Below are 18,111 nucleotides of genomic sequence, written 5' to 3' on the forward strand. Positions count from 1 at the left end.
TATATTCTGCGTCGGTACTCCGGACCAGCCGCGCCGATCCACGCCCGAGGGACTTCACATGACTGCTTGCCAGCCCGCCGGGTTCGAGGCGACCTGGGACGTCGCCTCGGCGATCCCCGGGTGGCTCACCGAGGACCAGGCGCGGCTGCTCTTCGACACCGCGCAGGAGCTGCCGGAGCGTCCGCTGATCGTCGAGATCGGCAGCCACCAGGGCAAGTCGACGGTCGTCCTGGCCACCGCGGCCCGCGCGCTGCAGGGCCGGGTCGTGGCCGTCGACCCCTTCGTCGAGGGCCGCTTGTTCGGCGGCGTGACCACCCGGACGAAGTTCGAGCGCAACGTGGCGGAGACCGGCCTGGCGGACACGGTCGAGCTGGTGGCCGACTACAGCACGCGGGCGCGACCCGGCTGGACGCGCGGCATCGACTACCTCTACATCGACGGCAAGCACGACTACTGGACGCTGACCGACGACCTCAAGTGGGCGGCGCACCTCCCGGTGGGGGCCCCGATCCTCGTCCACGACTGCTACTCCTCCATCGGTGTCACCCTCGGCGTGCTGGCCCACGTGCTGCCCTCGCGCCGTCTCCGCTACGAGCGTCGCGCCGGGTCGATGGCGCTGTTCCGGGTCGGCGCCCCGTCGGCGGCCGACCGGTGGCGCATCCTGCAGGAGGTGCCGTGGTGGCTGCGCAACGTCGCCGTCAAGGTCCTCCTCCGGCTGCGGCTGCGACCGCTGGCCCGCCGGCTGTTCGGCCACGAGAGCCCCTACGACCCCTACTGAGTCTCCTGCTGAGCACCTCCGGCCGCCGCGTCGAGCCGGTAGATGCGCCGCTCGAGGACGGCGTCGTCGGCGCGCTGGTGCTCGGGCTTGACCACCTGGTTGAACGGGATCCGTACGTCGCGCCGCCGGCGGCGGGTCGGCAACGTCCACGCCGCCGTCAGCGCCTGGACGGCGCCCGCCTCCCAGCCGCGCTGGTGACCGGGCGCGCGCAGGGCCGCGGCGAAGAAGTCGGGATCGAGCCGTCCCTCGGTCCGCAGCCGGACGGCGCCCGACCAGTGGTACTGGATGACGCGGTGCTCGAAGTGCCGGTTGAGGACGCTGTCGAGGTCGTCGCGGACGCCGGCGCGCTCGATGTAGGCGTGGATCTCGGCGTCGAAGTACGGCGCCTGCTTGGCGGTGAGCACGAGCGTCGGCGCGTCCCCCGCGGAGCTGCCCTCGGAGCTGCCCTCGGCGCCCCCATCCTCCAGCCGGCACCACCACACGTGGCTGGGGAAGTCGACGATCTTGGCGCTGGCCGCCTCCGGCACCTCGATGTAGCCGGCCCGGGCCACCCGGCTCAGCTCACGGGCCACCGCTGCCGGGTCGGGGACGTGCTCGAGCAGGTTGGAGCAGATGGCGTAGTCGAAGGCGCCGTCGCGGAACGGCATGTCGGCCGCGTCGGCGTCGAAGAGGGGGCGCGAGACGCGTGCAGCGGCGCGGCCGGACCGCTGGGCGGCGAACTCGGCCCCGGTGTAGCGGTCGAGCAGCACGTCGGCGCGCCACGAGGGCTTGTCACCGCTGCCGACGTCGAGGACGAGGGCGTCGTCGGGCACCGGCACCGCGATGCGTCGCTGGTGGAAGACCCGCAGGGCCGTCAGGGCGGACATGGTCCGGGAGTATGGCAGGTTCGCCGGAGCAGTCCCGTGGAAGTGAACTGACGGGTAACCTTCGCCGCATGGAGGCAGAAGAGGCGGTGTCGCTCGCGGGACGCCACGTCGTGCTGTTCAACTGGCGCGACACCAGCAACCCCGAGGGCGGAGGGTCCGAGCGCTACGTCGAGGCGATGGCGCGCGGACTGGTGCGCCACGGCGCGCGGGCCACCATCTTCTGCGCCTCCCACGACAACGCACCGGCCGACGAGGTCGTCGACGGCGTGCGCTTCGTCCGCCGCGGCGACCACCTCGCGATCTACCTCCTCGGTGCGCTGCACCTGCTGCTGCGGCGGTTCGGCAAGGTCGACATGGTCGTCGACGTGCAGAACGGACTTCCCTTCTTCACGCGCCTGGTGACGCGGGCACCCGTCGTGGTCCTGGTGCACCACGTGCACCGTGAGCAGTGGCCGGTCGTCTTCCCGGGCCTCATCGGCCGGCTCGGCTGGTGGATCGAGCGCTTCCTCGCGCCGCGGATCTACCGCCGGGCGCAGTACATCGCGGTGTCGCGGTCCACGCGCGGCGAGCTGATCGCGCTGGGCATCGGCAGCGAGCGGATCGCTGTCGTGCACAACGGCACCTCGCCGGCTCCCGTCGTCGACGTGCCGCGGAGCCCCACCCCCGCCCTCTGCGTGCTCGGCCGCCTCGTCCCGCACAAGCAGGTGGAGCACGCGATCGACGCGGTGGTCGCGCTCCGCCAGGTCCACCCCGACGTCAGCCTCGACGTGGTGGGCAACGGCTGGTGGGAGGACGACCTGCGCTCCTACGTCGCGTCCCGCGGCGCGCAGGACCTGGTCGTCTTCCACGGCCACGTCACCGAGCAGCGCAAGCACGAGATCCTCGCCCGCTCGTGGCTGATGCTGCTCCCCTCGCTCAAGGAGGGATGGGGCATCGTCGTCGGCGAGGCCGGCAGCCACGGCGTGCCGACCATCGCCTACGCCTCGGCCGGCGGCACCCGCGAGTCGATCGCGGACGGCGCGTCCGGGCTGCTGGTCGACGCACCCGACGAGTTCAGCGAGGCCGTACGCCGCCTCGTCGACGACCGCGCCGAGCGCCAGCGCCTGGGCAAGGGTGCGCGCGAGATGTCGGACACGTTCTCGTGGACGCACTCGGAGAACTCGTTCGCGCACGTCCTGGCCGACGTCCTGCAGGAGCGCCGCGTGGCCGTGGAGGACCCGGACGGCCCCTGAGCCGGCGCCTCAGTCCGGCGCCTCAGTCCGCCGACCGCGTCCGTCCGCAGCCGCGACGGGCGACGCCGGCACCGTCCGTACGCAGCGGCACCACCGTCGGTCCCGTCGTCATGGACGACGGGCGGACGGTGGTGCTGGAAGGCGATCTGTGGTGGTGCGGGGCCGCGGAGCGGCCGGGGACTACTCGGAGTCCTGGTTGGTGCCGTAGTCCATGACGGACTGCTCGGGCTGCGACGGCGCGCTGCTCACGGTGGTCACGACACCGACCGTGGTGAGGCCGGCGAGAACGAACCCGACGACAACCGCCACGATGCCAGCAATCTGTCCCTGCACGGCACACACTCCACTTCACTAGGTCGGGAGCACGGTAGCACCTCGTCAACGGCGGCGGCGCATTTCGCCACGACCGGTCCGGACGAGCACGAGACGGGCGGCCGCGAGCACCACCGCGGCGGCCGCCGACGCCCACGCCAGCGCCAGGAGGGCGTACGCCAGGCGCCGTCCGCCGGGCGGCTCCGGGTCGGCGACGTCGCCGGGTCCGAGCCGCGACAGCGTGTAGAGCCGCCCGCCGTGGACCTCGACGGCACCGGCGACGTCCGGAGGCTCCTCGCCGGTCTCCGCGGCCACGGCGCGGGTGGCCTCGCGGTCCACGACGACCCAGCCGATGCCCTCGTCACGCAGCGCCTGCGTCAGCTCGGCGCCGGTCAGCGTCCCGAGGAGGTCCGCGACACGGGCCGCACGCTCGTCCTCGCCCCCCACCACGCGGCCCGAGACCACGAGGGTGTCGCTCGCCAGGTAGTCGACCGGGAACCAGCGACCGACCGGGTCGAGGACGCGCCGGCCGTGGTTCCACCCGGGGCGCCGGTAGGAGGTGAACGGCAGCGACAGGAGGTCGCCCGCGGCACCTGCCGCCCGCTCCTCCTGCATCGCCGCTCTCGCCTCGGCCAGCTCGTCGGGGTACGAGACCGCGCGCAGCTGCCCGGAGAGCCCCCACGCCGCGTCCGGCATGAGCGCGAGCGGAGCCAGGACCAGGCCCGTCGCCACCGTCGCTCCCAGCTGCCGGGCCGGGACGGCCGCCGCGATCCGTGCCACGCCGAACCCGAACAGGATCGCCTGGAGCGGGGCGAGCAGCGCGACGAACCGCGAGCCGTCGCGCACCAGTCCCCCGCCCGGCACGTGGGCCACCAGCCACTCCACCGCTCCGGGTGCGACGGACCCGGCGAGCGCCACCAGCAGGCCCACGACGCCCGCGGTCGTCAGCGCGACGACCTCCCCGCGCGGGGAGGACCGGCGCCACGCGCGCACCCCGGCGGCGCAGACCACGAGGACGAGGAGGACCGCGACCACGCCCGCCCACGTGGTCCGCGAGACCGGCACCACGTCGGCGTTCCAGATGCCACCGAGGCCCAGGAGGCTGACCAGGGTCGGCGCGCCGCCCTCGCCACGGGCGGCGAACACCTCGACCCCCACGGGGTCGCTCACGGCGTTCGACGCGTGCAGGGCGCCCGCCACGATCCACGGCGCGTTGAGCGCAGCGGCGGCGCACCCGGTCCACAGCAGGCGACGGCGCGCACCCGCACGCGGCGCCGCGACGCACAGCAGCGCGAAGACCGCGGCGAGGATGCCGCCGACGGGGCTGAGGCTGCCGACCGCCACCCACAGCACCACGCCGGCCGAGGTCCGCTCGCCCGCCCCCCAGCCGCGTGCCGCGCGCAGGATCCACGGCAGCGCGGCGTACGTCATCAGCAGCGGCCAGTGGCCGATACCCAGCCGCTCGACCACGAACGGGTTCCACACGTAGACCGTGGCCGCCGCCACGCTGGCCACCCGGCTCCCCGGTGGCAGCAGCCGCCACGCACCGACGCCGGCGAGGACGAGCGACAGCAGCAGCGCCGCCTTCTGGAGCAGCATCCCCGGGACGACCTCGTCGAGGAGGGCCACCACGAGGTCCGACGGCACCGCGCGCGGGAGTCCGGATCCCAGCCCGAGGAAGTCGGGGCGCACGGAGAGGTCGGGGACCCAGACCATGTCGTAGGTGAGGACGAATCCCGGCCCCAGCGCCCCGCCCAGGAGGACCACGGCGAGGAGGAGCGACCACAGCACCGGAGCGGCACGGAGGGCTCCCTCGCTCGTCCGTCGCCGCACGGGACACCACCCTAGGGTCTGCGCTGCTCCACCACGGCCACCCCGGGCCGCGACCACGCGGACGTCGCCGGGACGGCACCGGGGCGGCACCGGGGCGGCGCCGGCGGGCCCGGGAACCTAGGATGCGGCGGGTGACGGCCCCGAGCAGCGTGCGCAGCAGGCGCACCTTCGACGGCACGTCCGTCGCGGTGGCCACCAGCGTGATGAACATCGCGACGTACGGCTTCACCATGCTGGCCGCACGGATCATCGGTCCCAGCGAGTACGGCGCGCTCGCGGCCTGCCTCAGCCTCCTGATCGTGCTGCAGGTGGGGGCGCTGGGGCTCCAGGCCACAGCCGCCCGGCGGATCGCCGTCGACCGCGGCAACGTCGCGGCCATCGAGAGGACCGTCCTGTCGCTGACGACCAGGGTGTCGCTCGTCGCCGGCGTGGTCATGCTCGTCCTCTGCCCCGTGATCAACCGGCTGCTCAACCTCGACGACCTCCTGACCGCCGCGATCGTCTCGCTCGCGGTCGTCCCCCTCACCCTCGCCGGAGGGCAGGCGGGCGTCCTGCAGGGCGAGCGCCGGTGGGGTGCGCTGTCGGTGTTCTACCTGGCCGGGGGGATCCCGCGCCTCGTCGTCGGCACGTCGCTGATCCTCTGGCGCCCCGACGCGACGGCCGCCGTGCTCGGCGTCACGCTCGGGCTGCTGTTCCCGGTGGCGGTCGGCTGGTGGGTGCTGCGCGAGCGTCGTACGCCCGACGTGGCGGCGCCGGAGCACTCCGCGCGGTCGATGCTGGTCGAGAGCGTGCACAACGCCCAGGTGCTCTTCGTCTTCTTCGCCCTGTCGAGCGTCGACATCGTGATGGCGCGCCACGTGCTCGACGACCACGACGCCGGGCTCTACGCCGCCGGCCTGATCATGACCAAGGTGATGCTGTTCCTGCCGCAGTTCATCGTCGTCATCGCCTTCCCCGACATGGCCTCGCCCGAGAGCCGCAAGCGCGCGCTGGTGCGGAGCCTGCTGGCCATCGGGGTCCTCGGCGTGCTGGCCGTGGCCGCCGCACGCCTGCTGTCGGGCGTCGCCATGATCTTCGTCGGCGGCTCCGACTTCGGTGAGGTCGAGGACCTGCTCTGGGTGTTCGCCGCGCTCGGCACCGTGCTGGCCATGCTGCAGCTCCAGGTGTACGCCGTCCTGGCGCGCCAGGCGCGTCGTTCGGTGCTCCTGGTGTGGGGGGCCCTCGTCGCGATCGTCGTGCTGGGCCTGCAGGCGGGATCGGTGGCGGCGCTCGTCACCACGGTCGTGTCCGTCGACGCCGTCCTGCTCGTCGTGCTCACGCTGGCGAGCCTGCGCATCGCCCGGGACGCTCCCCCGCCGCCCCTCCCGGGCACGCTGCCGGGCTGACGCCCAGCCCGCGCACCAGCTGCTGCTGCGGGGCGCGGGACCTAGTGCGCCGCGTCGTGCCAGCTGCGGCCGGTGCCGATGGACACGTCGAGCGGCACCGCCAGGTCGGCGGCTCCGCCCATCTCGACCCGCACCAGCTCGGCCAGCGCGTCGGCCTCGCCGGGCGCCACCTCGAAGACGAGCTCGTCGTGGACCTGGAGCAGCATCCGGGAGCGCAACCCCTGCTCGGCGAGCGCCCGCTCGACGCCCAGCATGGCGACCTTGACCAGGTCGGCGGCCGAGCCCTGGATGGGCGCGTTGAGCGCCATCCGCTCCGCGGTCTCTCGTCGCTGCCGGTTGTCGCTCGTGAGGTCGGGGAGGTAGCGGCGACGACCCAGGATCGTCTCGGTGAAGCCGGAGCGCCGCGCCTCGTCGACGATGCCGCCGAGGTAGTCACGGACCCCGCCGAAGGTCTGGAAGTACTCGTCCATCAGGCCCCGCGCCTCGGAGGTGTCGATGCGCAGCTGCTGGGACAGCCCGAACGCCGACAGGCCGTAGGCGAGGCCGTAGTTCATCGCCTTGATCTTGGCGCGCTGCTCGACGCTCACGTCCGCGGCGTCGACCCCGAACACCCGGGCAGCGGTGATGGAGTGGAAGTCCTGGCCGGAGCGGAACGCCTCGATGAGCAGCGCGTCCTCGGACAGGTGGGCCATGATCCGCATCTCGACCTGGCTGTAGTCGGCGGTCATCAGCGACTCGTAGCCCTCGCCGACGACGAAGCCCTCGCGGATGCGGCGCCCGGCCTCGGTGCGGATGGGGATGTTCTGCAGGTTGGGGTCGGTGCTCGAGAGCCGGCCGGTCGCCGCGATGATCTGGTTGTAGGTCGTGTGGATGCGACCGTCGGAGGCGACGGTCTTGAGCAGCCCCTCCACCGTCTGGCGCAGCCGGATCACGTCGCGGTGGCGCAGCAGGTGCTGGAGGAAGGGGTGCTCGGTCTTCTCGAACAGCTGCTGCAGCGCGTCGGCGTCGGTGGTGTAGCCGGTCTTGGTGCGCTTGGTCTTGGGCATGTCGAGCTCGTCGAACAGCACCACCTGCAGCTGCTTGGGCGAGCCGAGGTTGATCTCCTTGCCGATGACGTCGTAGGCGTCGTTGGCCGCCGCGCGGACCTGGTCGCCGAACTCGGACTCCAGGCCCTCGAGGTGGTCGGAGTCGACCGCGATGCCGACCTGCTCCATCCGCACGAGCGTCCCGATCAGCGGCAGCTCCACCTCCTGCAGCAGGCGGGTGCCGCCGTGCTCCTCGACGGCGCCGTCGAGGGCGTCGGCGAGGTCGAGGACCGCGCGGGCGGTCAGCATGGCGGTGTCGCTCGCCGTGGTGTCGTCCATCGCGTCGAAGCTCAGCTGCTCGGTGTCGACCGCGTCCTGCCGCAGCTCGCGCTTGAGGTAGCGCAGCGTGAGGTCGGCGAGGGCGTAGGACCGCTGGTCGGGCTGGACCAGGTAGGCCGCGAGCGCGGTGTCGACCTGCAGGCCGCCGAGCTCCCAGCCCCGGGCGGCCAGCGCCAGGCTCGGGCCGTTGGCGTCGTGGAGGGCCTTGGGCCGCGACGGGTCGGCGAGCCACGCGGCCACCGCCGCGTCGTCGTCGGGGCCGATGTCGGAGACGTCGATCCACGCCGCCTGGCCGTCGCCGGTCGCCACCGCGACGGAGACGACCTCGCCGGTGCCGGCCCGCCAGCTGCCCTGCACCGAGACACCGACCCGCACCTCGGCGGGGGCGTGGGTGTCGAGCCAGGCGGCTGCCTCGCCGGCGCCGAGCCGGCGGCCGTCGAGCTCGAAGCCCGACTCGGCCTCGAAGGTCTCGCCCGGGTCGGGGTCGATGGTGTCGAGCAGCCGGGAGCGGAGCTCGCCGCGGAACTCCAGCTCGTCGAGCAGCTCGAGACCCTCGGTGCGGTCCCACGGCTGGCGCACCAGCTGGTCGGGTCGCACCGGCAGCGTGAGGTCGCGGACCAGCGCGTTGAGGCGGCGGTTGCGGATGACGTCGCCGAGGTGCTCGCGCAGCGCCTCGCCCTTCTTGCCGGTGATCTCGTCGGCGCGGGCGATCACGTTGTCGAGGCCGTCGAACTGGTTGATCCACTTCGCGGCGTAGCCCTGGCCGACGCCCGGCACGCCGGGGAGGTTGTCGGAGGTCTCGCCGACGATGGCCGCGAGCTCGGGATAGCGGTGGGGCGGGACGCCGTACTTCTCCTGGACGGCCGCCGGCGTCAGCCGAGCCAGGTCGCTCACGCCCCGCATCGTGTAGAGGACCGTGGAGTCGTCGGTGACGAGCTGGATGGAGTCGCGGTCGCCGGTCATGATCAGGACCTGCATCCCCTCGGCCAGGCCCTGCGTGGCGAGCGTCGCGATGATGTCGTCGGCCTCGTAGCCGTCCATCGAGAGGTGCTGGATCCGCAGCGCGTCGAGCACCCGCCGGATGAGGGGCAGCTGGCTGCCGAACTCGTCGGGGGTCTTGTTGCGCTTGGCCTTGTAGTCGCTGTACTCCTCCAGGCGGAAGGTCTGGCGCGACTTGTCGAAGGCGACCGCGACGTGCGTCGGCACCTCGTCGCGGAGCACGTTGACCAGCATCGAGGTGAAGCCGTAGACCGCGTTGGTGTGCTGTCCGGACGCGGTCGCGAAGTTCTCCACCGGCAGGGCGAAGAACGCGCGGTAGGCCAGTGAGTGGCCGTCCAGCAGCAGGAGTCGGGGGCGTGTCTGCTCGGTCGACGCGGCACTCATTCCAGGCACCCGCCGACTCTAGCGGCCGGGACCGACAGCCCTGCGCCCGGGAACGGGCCCGGCTCCGACACAATGGCCGCATGAGCGATGCACCCGCGTCCCCGTCCGGATCCGCCCCCGCCACGCTGGCGGGACTGAGCGTCCAGGAGCTGATCGACTTCATGCCGCAGGGCAACGGCCGGCTCAACGACAAGATGGGCGTCGAGCTCGTGGAGGTGTCCGCCGAGCGGGTCGTGGCGACCATGCCCGTCGAGGGCAACACCCAGCCCTTCGGCCTCCTGCACGGCGGCGCGTCCGTCGTGCTGGCCGAGACGCTGGGATCCATCGGGTCGGCCATCCACGCCTACCCCGAGAAGATCGCGGTCGGCGTGGACATCAACGCCACCCACCACCGCGCCGCCACGTCGGGCACCGTCACCGGGGTCGCGACCGCGGTCCACCTCGGCCGCACGTCGACGTCGTACGAGATCGTCATCACCGACGAGCGCGGCAAGCGCGTGTGCACCTCGCGCATCACCTGCGCGCTGGTGCCGGCACCCACCCAGGGCGGCTGAGCCTCCGCCACCGCGAGCTGCGGCGGCTGCGGGTCAGCCGGGTACGACGCGCTCGCGCCGGGTGCGGCGCGCGGCGAGCACCCGGTCGATGCGCTGCCGGCTGCTGGCGGCCGGGGTCGCCTGACGGGCCTGCGGCAGCCGCGACCGCACGGAGCTGGTCGCGGCCGCCCGCAGGGTCGCCTGCGGTGCGAAGGACAGTCGGGCCATGAACCGGTTGGCGTCGCGCGCCTCCGACGCCGCGGCGGTCTGGACGTGCTGGATGCCGTGCTGCTCGGCGAACCGGCAGGCCACCTCCATCAGCGCGCTGCCCACGCCCTTGCGGCGGAACTGCGGGAAGACGTGCGGGGAGACGGCGAGCACGGCGGGCTCGAGGTTGAGGGGGGTGAAGGTCGTCGCCTCGAGGTAGACCGCACCGGCCACCTCGCCGTCGACCTCGGCCACGGCGACGCACTGGTCAGCGCGCTCGGACGCCGTCTCGACGATGCGTGCGACGTCGGCGAGCTGGTCCTCGCGAGCACCCTTGCGCAGGATGTCGCTCCACAGCTCACGCAGCGTCGCCACGTCGTACGGCTCTGCCTTGCGCACGGTCACCGGCGTCCGACTCATCGACCCACCATTTCCTCGAGCACCCACCGTGGCCCCCTTTGCCGACCCTTCGCGGCACCACCCGGGCGACACTATCCCCCGGTCCCGGATCAGGCTACGCCGAGGTAGGCCTCTCGCACCGAGGGATCGTCGAGAAGCTCCTCGCCGGTGCCGGTCTTGACGATCCGGCCCGTCTCGAGGACGTACGCCCGGTCGCTGCGGGACAACGCCTGCTTGGCGTTCTGCTCCACGACGAGGATCGTGGTGCCCTGCTGCGAGATCTCGGTGATGATGTCGAAGATCTGCTGGATCAGCATCGGCGCCAGGCCCATGGACGGCTCGTCGAGCATGAGCAGCTTGGGACGCGACATGAGCGAGCGTCCGATCGCGAGCATCTGCTGCTCGCCACCGGACATCGTGCCGGCGACCTGCTTGCGACGCTCCATCAGCCGCGGGAAGAGGTCGAAGACGCGCGCGTAGTCCTCCTCCATGGCGTCCTTGTCCTTGCGCGTGTAGGCGCCCATGTTGAGGTTCTCGGTCACCGTCATGCCGGGGAAGATGCCGCGACCCTCGGGGCACAGCACCAGGCCCTTGCGCAGGCGCTGGTCGGCGCGCAGCTTGGTGACGTCCTCGCCGTCGAACACGACCGACCCGGAGGCCAGGCCGCGGACGCCCGACAGGGCGCGCATCGTCGACGTCTTGCCGGCGCCGTTGGCGCCGATGAGCGAGACGACCTCGCCCTCCTTGACCTCCACGGAGATGCCGTGGAGCGCCTCGATCTTGCCGTAGCTGAGCACGGCGTCCTTCATCTCAAGCAGCATCGTCGGGTTCTCCCAGGTAGGCGGCGATGACCTTCGGGTCACGGGCAACTTGCTCGGGGCTGCCTTCGGCGATCTTCTGCCCGAACTCGAGGACCACGATCCGGTCGGTGACGCCGAGGACCAGCTTCATGTCGTGCTCGATGACCAGGACCGTGTGGCCCAGGTCGCGGATCCGGCGGATGAGGCCCATGAGGTCCTCCTTCTCCGCCGGGTTGAAGCCGGCTGCCGGCTCGTCCAGGCAGATCAGCTCCGGCTCGGTGGCCAGGGCCCGCGCGATCTCCAGACGACGCTGGTAGCCGTAGGGCAGGTTGCGCGCCAGCTCGTGCGCCCGGTCGGAGATCCCCACGAAGCGGAGCAGCTCCATCGACCGACGGCGCCCGGCGCGCTCCTCGAGGGTGTGGCGGCTGATGCCGAACACCTTCGCGAAGCTGCGGCGGATGCCGCTGGCCGGCAGCTCCTCCTCGGACGGGCGGACCCGGTAGGCACGGAACAACGCGCCCAGCACGCTCGTCTTGTGGCGGGCGTCGCAGCCCACCATGACGTTCTCCAGCGCCGACATCTCCGGGAAGAGCCGGATGTTCTGGAACGTGCGGGCGATCCCGAGCTGGTTGATCTTGTGCGACTTCTGGCCCGAGATCTCCTGGCCCTTGAACCGGATGGTGCCCTCGGTCGGGGTGTAGACGCCGGTCATCGCGTTGAAGCAGGTCGTCTTGCCGGCACCGTTGGGGCCGATCAGGCCCAGGATCTCGCCGCGACGGATCTCGAAGTGGACGTCGTCGAGGGCGACGACACCACCGAACCGCAGCGTGACGTGGTCCACCTCGAGCAGGACCTCACCCTTCGCCCCGGTGGCCTCGAGCGCGATCAGGTCGTGGTCCGAGGTGTCCGGCAGGACCTCGATGCCCGTGTCGTGCGTGGTCTGCTCAGACATCGGCAGCAGCCTCCTCGGCCTCGTGTCGTCGATCTTCGAACTCGCGTGCTCTCCGCCTGCTCGGCACCAGGCCCTGCGGGCGCAGCACCATCACCAGGACGAGGGCGACGCCGAAGGCGAACGGGCGCCACTCCTGGAGCTCGCGGAACCGCTCGGGCAGGTAGGTCAGCAGGAAGGCGCCGACGAGCACGCCGACGACGTTGCCGGACCCACCGATGACCACCATGGCCACGAACAGGAAGGACAGGTTGAGCATGAACGCGTTGGGCTCGACGTACTGCTGCTTGCTGCCGAAGAGCAGACCGGCCAGCCCGCCGACGGACGCGCCGATGGCGAAGGCCCACAGCTTGAACTTGAAGCCCGCGACGCCCATGACTGCGGCGGCGTCCTCGTCCTCGCGGATGGCCAGCCAGGCGCGGCCGACGCGGCTGTGCTCGAGCCGGAGGGTCAGCCAGATGATGATCAGCAGGATGACCAGCGCCAGCCAGTACCAGCGCTCGGCGTCGATCGTGTTGAAGAACGAGCGACCGTCGACCTCCGGCCCGGGCGGCACCGGCACCTGGGTGATGCCCGCTGCGCCGCCGGTCACGTTGTCGAGGTTGCGGGCGGTGATGCGGATGATCTCGCCGAAGCCGAGGGTCACGATCGCGAGGTAGTCGCCTCGCAGCCGCAGCGTCGGGGCGCCGAGGATCACGCCGGCGATCAGCGACATCGTGATCGCGATGGGGATGCAGATCGCGAACGGGACCGCCCAGTCCTCCGACAAGCCGAAGCGCGACTGCAGCGCCTCCACCACCGGCGACGACGGCGAGCCGAAGAGGGCCACCGAGTAGGCCCCCAGGGCGTAGAACCCGACGTAGCCCAGGTCGAGCAGGCCCGCGAGCCCGATCACGACGTTGAGGCCGACCGCCACGATCATGTAGACGACGATGAGGAAGAGCACGCTCGCCCAGTCCGAACCGGTGGGGTTCAGGTCGGTGCGCACGTAGGCGAACGGCAGGATGTTGAGGTAGGGCAGGTAGAACGCGAACGCGACCACCAGCAGCAGCAGGAACATCTTGAACAACCGGGGAGCGCTGTCCCAGCGGTTGCCGAGCTTGAGCCCGCGGTAGGAGTCCATGATCGTGCTCATGCGCGTGCCTTTCCGAGGGACTCACCCAGCAGGCCGGTGGGCCGGAACATGAGGACGAGGACGAGGACCACGAACGCGGTCACGTCGGTCCAGCTGGAGTCCCAGATCTGGGAGGCGTACACCTCGACGACGCCGAGCAGGAGGCCACCGACCAGCGCACCGCGCAGGTTGCCGATGCCCCCGAGGACCGCCGCGGTGAAGGCCTTGATGCCGATGATGAAGCCGATGTCGAACTTGGTGATGTCGTACTGGATGGTGAACAGCAGCGCCGCGACGCCGGCCATGGCGCCACCGAGGACGAAGACCAGCATGATGACGCGGTCCTGGTTGACACCCATCAGCGACGCGGTGTCGGGGTCCTGCGCGACGGCGCGGACGCCGCGACCGAGGCGGCTCTTGTTCACGAAGGTGTCCAGCGCCAGCATCATCACGATCGCGCCGATGATGATGAGCAGCCGGGTGTTGGTGACGGCGAGGTCGATCCCGGGGATCGTGAAGACCACCTTGGTCTCCAGGACCGACGGGATGTTGACCGTCACGCGGCCGAACGGCGGGCCGAAGAAGGCCCGCAGCACCTGGCCGAAGGTCTCGACCAGCACGATCGAGCAGCCGATGCCGGTGATGAGGAAGATGAGGGGCGGAGCGCCCTTCTTGCGCAGCGGCCGGTAGGCGATCCGCTCGACCGCCAGCGCGGTGCCGGCGGAGGCGAGCATCGCCGCGATCAGTGCGAGCAGCGTGGCCCCGATGACCATGCCGATGCTGGAGCCGGCGGTGGCACCGAGGACGGTGTAGACCCCCAGCACGGTCCAGGTTCCCACCATGAAGACCTCGGAGTGGGCGAAGTTGATCAGCTTCATCACGCCGTACACCATCGTGTAGCCGAGCGCGACGAGCGCGTAGATCGATCCGCGGGTGATGCCGTCGAGCGTGTGTCGGTCAAGCCCGCTGATCAAGGCGTCGAAGTCCACGCGGGACCCCTCTCAGACTCAGGCCCGGTCGGGCCATGGAGCGGGGGCGGCCGATGGTGCCGGCCGCCCCCGCGGTGCTGTTGTCGGTCGTGGATCAGCCCTCGGGCGCGACCTCCACCTCGGGCGTCAGGACGCCGTCGGTGTTCTTGTAGGCCCAGTAGGAGACGTTCTCGGCCGGCACGTCGCCGGCGTCGTCGAAGGCGACCTCCTTGCTGAGGCCCTCCTCCTGGTAGCCCTTGATGAACTCGAGGACCTCTTCGCGGCTGCGCGCACCGTCGTCGAGGGCGGCGAGGAAGACGTTCATCGCGTCGTAGCCCTCGGCCGCGTAGGCGCCGGGAGCGGAGCCGAACTCGGCCTCGAAGTCGGCAGCGAAGGTGCTGTCCTCCTCGATCGGGGCGCAGGGGCACATCACGACGGCACCCTCGCCGGCCGGGCCGACGGCGTTGCCGAAGTCGGCACCGTAGAGGCCGTCGCCACCGACGAACGGAGCGTCGATGCCGGCGTCACGGATCTGCTTGAGCAGCGGGGCCGCCTCGGCGATGTAGCCGCCGTAGAAGATGGCGTCCGGCGCGGCCGACTCCATCTTGGAGATGGTGGGCGCGAAGTCGGTCTGGCCGACCTGGGTCTTGTCGCGCTGCACCATGGCGTCACCGAGGGTCTCCTCGACGCGGTCCGCCAGCGGCTCGCCGTAGGCCTCGGAGTTGTCGACGACGAACACCTTGGAGGCGCCGACCTCGTCGGTCAGGTACTTGGCGATCGCCGCACCCTGGTAGTCGTCGTAGGGAACGAGACGGTGGAAGACCTCGACGGGCTCGTCCTGCGTCAGGTCGGTCGCGGTGGCCGACTGGCTGATCATCGGGACGCCGCCGTCCTGGTAGATCGTCTTGGTCGCGCGGGTCTCGCCCGAGAACGCGCCACCGATGACGCCGATGAACGTCTCGTCGCCGGCGATCTGGGTCGCGACCGGGGTCGCCTTGGCCGGGTCGCCCTCGGTGTCGAAGCGCTCCAGGCTGACCTCGCAGTCGCCGCCGTCCCACTGGCTCAGGGCCAGCTCGGCACCGTCGACCGACGGGATCACGATGCTGGCGTTGGCGCCGGACAGCGCACCCATCGCACCGATCTTGAAGTTGCAGTCCTCGCCGGACGCGTCGCCGCCGCCACCACCATCGGTGTCGGTGGTTCCGCACGCGCTGAGCACCAGACCGGCAGCGGCCGCGATGGCGGCAGCCTGCCACGTCTTGGATGAGCGGATCATGGATCCCTCCGTTGTTCTTGGGCTTTTGGGCTGACCACCTCGGCAGCCTCGTGGCGGGAACCTAACACCCCGGATGTGGCGCGGGACACGATTGGGACTCCTGAGACGCAGGCCGTTGCCGTTTCGTGACCAACTGGTCTGCACCGGAAACGGTCCCGAAACACCGCGTGCACACAGCGTGGCGGATCAGGCGGCGGTCAGGCGTCGTCCGCGACTGCCTCGCCCTGGCCCCCGAGGCCGGCCACTCCGTGCTCCACCACGCCGTCGGCGACCTGCTTCATCGACAGCCGCAGGTCCATCGCCGTCTTCTGGATCCAGCGGAAGGCGTCGGGCTCGCTGATCCCGAGCTTCTCCTGCAGCACGCCCTTGGCCCGGTCCACCGACTTGCGGGTCGCCAGGGACTCCTGGAGGTCCGAGACCTCCCGCTCGAGCACGGTGATCTCGGCGAAGCGGCTGACCGCCATCTCGATCGCGGGCACCAGGTCCCCGCGCTGGAACGGCTTGACGAGGTAGGCCATCGCGCCGGCGTCGCGCGCCCGGGCGACGAGGTCGCGCTGGGAGAAGGCGGTGAGGATGACGACGGGCGCGATCCGCTCCCCCGCGATCGTCTCCGCCGCCGCGATGCCGTCCAGCACGGGCATCTTGACGTCGAGGATCACCAGGTCGGGGCGCAGGTCGCGGGCCAGCTCGATGGCCTTCTGGCCGTCGCCGGCCTGCCCCACGACGTCGTACCCCTCCTCGCCGAGCATCTCGGCCAGGTCCATCCGGATCAAGGCCTCGTCCTCCGCGATCACCACACGGCGAGGGCCGTCGGGGCTGGGGGTCGGGGCGTCGGGCTGCGTCACGACGGCAAGGCTAGTCGGGTACGGTTTCCCCCCTGCAGGCCCCGGTAGCCCAACGGCAGAGGCGATGCTCTCAAACAGCATTCAGTGTGAGTTCGAATCTCACCCGGGGCACCGCACGGCCGTTCCGTCCGGATGACCGCACGCCCGGACGTCATGGTCCCTGGTGGTCCTGACGACCGCCGGCCATGACCTCGTCGACCGACGTCATGGCGACTGGCCGCCCGGGCGACGCGCGGCCATGACGTCCCGCGCGAGGACGTACGGGGCGATCAGGCGACCGGTGGCCCGACCGTCGCCAGCGGGACGCTATGTGGCTCAGGCACCGCTCGACGGAGCGGTCAGGCCCGGCGGTAGGCCGGGGCCTGGCCGTTGATCGCGTCGCCCATCCGGTGGATCCGGAGCGCGTTGGTGGAGCCGGGGATGCCGGGCGGGCTGCCCGCGATGATGACGACAAGGTCGCCCTCCTTGACCCGGCCGATGTGGAGCAGCGCCTCGTCGACCTGGCGCACCATCTCGTCGGTGTGCTCGACCTCGGCGCCCTGGAAGGTCTCCACGCCCCACGTCAGCGCGAGCTGCGAGCGCGTGCGCGCCTCCGGGGTGAAGGCGAGGACCGGGATCGGGCCGCGGTAGCGCGAGAGCCGCTTGGCCGAGTCACCGCTCACCGTGAACGCGACGACGTACTTGGCGCCCACCCGCTCGGCCACCTCGGCCGCGGCCTTGGCGATGATGCCGCCGCGGGTGTGCGGGTTCCAGGCGACGGCCGCCATGTGGCTCAGGCCGTGGTCCTCGGTGGAGGCGACGATGCGCGCCATCGTCTCGACGGCGACGATGGGGTACTCCCCCACGCTGGTCTCGCCCGAGAGCATCACGGCGTCGGCGCCGTCGAGGACGGCGTTGGCGACGTCACTGGCCTCGGCGCGGGTCGGCGCGGGCGAGCTGATCATCGACTCGAGCATCTGGGTGGCGACGATGACCGGCTTGGCGTTGCGTCGGGCCTTGTCGATGATGAGCTTCTGGTGGATCGGGACGTCCTCGAGCGGGCACTCCACGCCGAGGTCGCCGCGGGCGACCATGATGCCGTCGAAGGCGTCGACGATCTCGTCGATGTTGTCGATGGCCTGCGGCTTCTCGATCTTGGCGATCACGGGGACGTGGATGTTCTCCTCGCGCATGATCACGCGCACGTCCTCGGCGTCGCGGGCGTTGCGCACGAAGCTGAGGGCGATGAAGTCGACGCCGAGGTTGAGCGCCCAGCGCAGGTCCTCAGTGTCCTTCTCCGACAGCGCCGGCACTGACACGGCGACGCCGGGCAGGTTGATGCCCTTGTTGTTGGACACCTTGCCCGCCACGACGACCTCGGTCACCACGTCGGTGTCGTCGACGGAGACGACCTTGAGCCGCACCTTGCCGTCGTCGATGAGCAGCGGGTCGCCCGGCTTCACGTCACCGGGCAGCCCCTTGTAGGTCGTGCCGCAGATGTCGACGTCACCGATGACGTCGCGCGTGGTGATCGTGAAGGTCGCGCCCTTCTTGAGCTTCACCGGGCCGTCGGCGAACCGCTCGAGGCGGATCTTCGGACCCTGGAGGTCGGCGAAGATGCCGATCGCGTGACCGGTGTCGTCGGAGGCCTTGCGGACCAGCCGGTAGACGGCCTCGTGGTCGGCGTACGCCCCGTGGCTCATGTTGAGCCGGGCGACGTCCATGCCCGCCTCGACGAGTGCTCGGATGCCCTCGGGGGTGTTCACCGCTGGGCCGAGGGTGCAGACGATCTTGGCTCTACGCACGTGCTCAACCCTAGCGGAAGTTGGATCGTTCCAACGAGGGTTCGTCCACCCGGAGCGGTGAGTGGGGCAGGTTTTCCATCCGG

16 protein-coding genes and 1 tRNA gene are annotated in these 18,111 nt (G+C 71.3%); 5 read left to right on the forward strand and 12 right to left on the reverse strand.

Going from position 1 to position 18,111, the window contains the following annotated elements:
• Positions 1–58: 58 nt before the first annotated feature.
• Positions 59–778 carry a class I SAM-dependent methyltransferase gene (locus HN031_RS17065; protein WP_172272883.1) on the forward strand — a complete coding sequence of 240 codons (720 nt, stop codon included), beginning with the start codon at positions 59–61 and terminating at the stop codon, positions 776–778.
• On the opposite strand, the gene HN031_RS17070 is transcribed toward HN031_RS17065, so the two are convergent.
• Positions 772–1,644: a bifunctional 2-polyprenyl-6-hydroxyphenol methylase/3-demethylubiquinol 3-O-methyltransferase UbiG gene (locus HN031_RS17070; protein ID WP_172272886.1), complete on the reverse strand. Its 873-nt coding sequence runs from the start codon at positions 1,642–1,644 to the stop codon at positions 772–774. The genes HN031_RS17065 and HN031_RS17070 overlap by 7 nt on opposite strands.
• Before the next feature lie 68 nt (positions 1,645–1,712).
• Here HN031_RS17070 and HN031_RS17075 point away from each other — a divergent pair, with 68 nt between their 5' ends.
• The gene (locus HN031_RS17075) at positions 1,713–2,876 is read left to right on the forward strand and encodes a glycosyltransferase family 4 protein (RefSeq protein WP_172272889.1); all 1,164 of its coding nucleotides are present in this window, start codon (positions 1,713–1,715) and stop codon (positions 2,874–2,876) included.
• Positions 2,877–3,056: 180 nt separating this feature from the next.
• Here the strand turns inward: HN031_RS17075 and HN031_RS22060 are convergent, their stop codons facing one another.
• Positions 3,057–3,185 (reverse strand): hypothetical protein, encoded by a 129-nt coding sequence (locus HN031_RS22060; RefSeq protein WP_301539531.1) that lies wholly within the window; start codon positions 3,183–3,185, stop codon positions 3,057–3,059.
• Positions 3,186–3,254: 69 nt separating this feature from the next.
• Positions 3,255–5,021, reverse strand: a complete 1,767-nt coding sequence (locus HN031_RS17080) for a hypothetical protein (RefSeq protein ID WP_172272892.1) — start codon at positions 5,019–5,021, stop codon at positions 3,255–3,257.
• Between the two features lie 131 nt (positions 5,022–5,152).
• Between HN031_RS17080 and HN031_RS17085 the strand changes: the two genes are divergently transcribed.
• Positions 5,153–6,406 carry an oligosaccharide flippase family protein gene (locus HN031_RS17085; protein ID WP_322424089.1) on the forward strand — a complete coding sequence of 418 codons (1,254 nt, stop codon included), beginning with the start codon at positions 5,153–5,155 and terminating at the stop codon, positions 6,404–6,406.
• Between the two features lie 41 nt (positions 6,407–6,447).
• Here the strand turns inward: HN031_RS17085 and polA are convergent, their stop codons facing one another.
• A complete protein-coding gene (polA, locus tag HN031_RS17090) occupies positions 6,448–9,153 on the reverse strand; it encodes a DNA polymerase I (RefSeq protein WP_172273745.1) in 2,706 nt (901 codons plus the stop codon).
• An 80-nt stretch (positions 9,154–9,233) separates the two neighbouring features.
• Between polA and HN031_RS17095 the strand changes: the two genes are divergently transcribed.
• Positions 9,234–9,707, forward strand: a complete 474-nt coding sequence (locus tag HN031_RS17095) for a hotdog fold thioesterase (RefSeq protein ID WP_172272898.1) — start codon at positions 9,234–9,236, stop codon at positions 9,705–9,707.
• Positions 9,708–9,740: 33 nt separating this feature from the next.
• Here the strand turns inward: HN031_RS17095 and HN031_RS17100 are convergent, their stop codons facing one another.
• The 7 genes from HN031_RS17100 to HN031_RS17130 form a co-directional block, all read right to left on the reverse strand.
• Positions 9,741–10,313 carry a GNAT family N-acetyltransferase gene (locus HN031_RS17100; RefSeq protein ID WP_172272901.1) on the reverse strand — a complete coding sequence of 191 codons (573 nt, stop codon included), beginning with the start codon at positions 10,311–10,313 and terminating at the stop codon, positions 9,741–9,743.
• A gap of 89 nt (positions 10,314–10,402) precedes the next feature.
• Complete coding sequence (locus HN031_RS17105) at positions 10,403–11,110, reverse strand: ABC transporter ATP-binding protein (protein WP_367650820.1); 708 nt, start codon at positions 11,108–11,110, stop codon at positions 10,403–10,405.
• A complete protein-coding gene (locus tag HN031_RS17110; RefSeq protein WP_172272907.1) occupies positions 11,103–12,044 on the reverse strand; it encodes an ABC transporter ATP-binding protein in 942 nt (313 codons plus the stop codon). Before HN031_RS17110 ends, HN031_RS17105 begins: the two co-directional genes overlap by 8 nt.
• On the reverse strand, positions 12,037–13,176 hold the full coding sequence (locus tag HN031_RS17115) for a branched-chain amino acid ABC transporter permease (RefSeq protein WP_172272910.1): 1,140 nt from the start codon (positions 13,174–13,176) through the stop codon (positions 12,037–12,039). Before HN031_RS17115 ends, HN031_RS17110 begins: the two co-directional genes overlap by 8 nt.
• Positions 13,173–14,144, reverse strand: a complete 972-nt coding sequence (locus tag HN031_RS17120; RefSeq protein WP_172272913.1) for a branched-chain amino acid ABC transporter permease — start codon at positions 14,142–14,144, stop codon at positions 13,173–13,175. The genes HN031_RS17115 and HN031_RS17120 overlap by 4 nt, the downstream gene beginning before the upstream one ends.
• Positions 14,145–14,238: 94 nt before the next feature.
• Entirely contained in the window at positions 14,239–15,399 is a 1,161-nt protein-coding gene (locus tag HN031_RS17125) for a branched-chain amino acid ABC transporter substrate-binding protein (RefSeq protein WP_172272916.1), read from the reverse strand.
• A gap of 197 nt (positions 15,400–15,596) precedes the next feature.
• Positions 15,597–16,244 (reverse strand): ANTAR domain-containing response regulator, encoded by a 648-nt coding sequence (locus HN031_RS17130; RefSeq protein WP_367650801.1) that lies wholly within the window; start codon positions 16,242–16,244, stop codon positions 15,597–15,599.
• Positions 16,245–16,282: 38 nt separating this feature from the next.
• Here HN031_RS17130 and HN031_RS17135 point away from each other — a divergent pair.
• Positions 16,283–16,355, forward strand: a tRNA-Leu gene (locus tag HN031_RS17135).
• A 227-nt stretch (positions 16,356–16,582) separates the two neighbouring features.
• On the opposite strand, the gene pyk is transcribed toward HN031_RS17135, so the two are convergent.
• A complete protein-coding gene (gene pyk / locus HN031_RS17140) occupies positions 16,583–18,028 on the reverse strand; it encodes a pyruvate kinase (protein WP_172272919.1) in 1,446 nt (481 codons plus the stop codon).
• Between the last annotated feature and the right edge of the window lie 83 nt (positions 18,029–18,111).

Origin of the sequence: Nocardioides sp. zg-1308 (genome assembly GCF_013155375.1) — a bacterium.
Taxonomy (GTDB): domain Bacteria; phylum Actinomycetota; class Actinomycetes; order Propionibacteriales; family Nocardioidaceae; genus Nocardioides; species Nocardioides renjunii.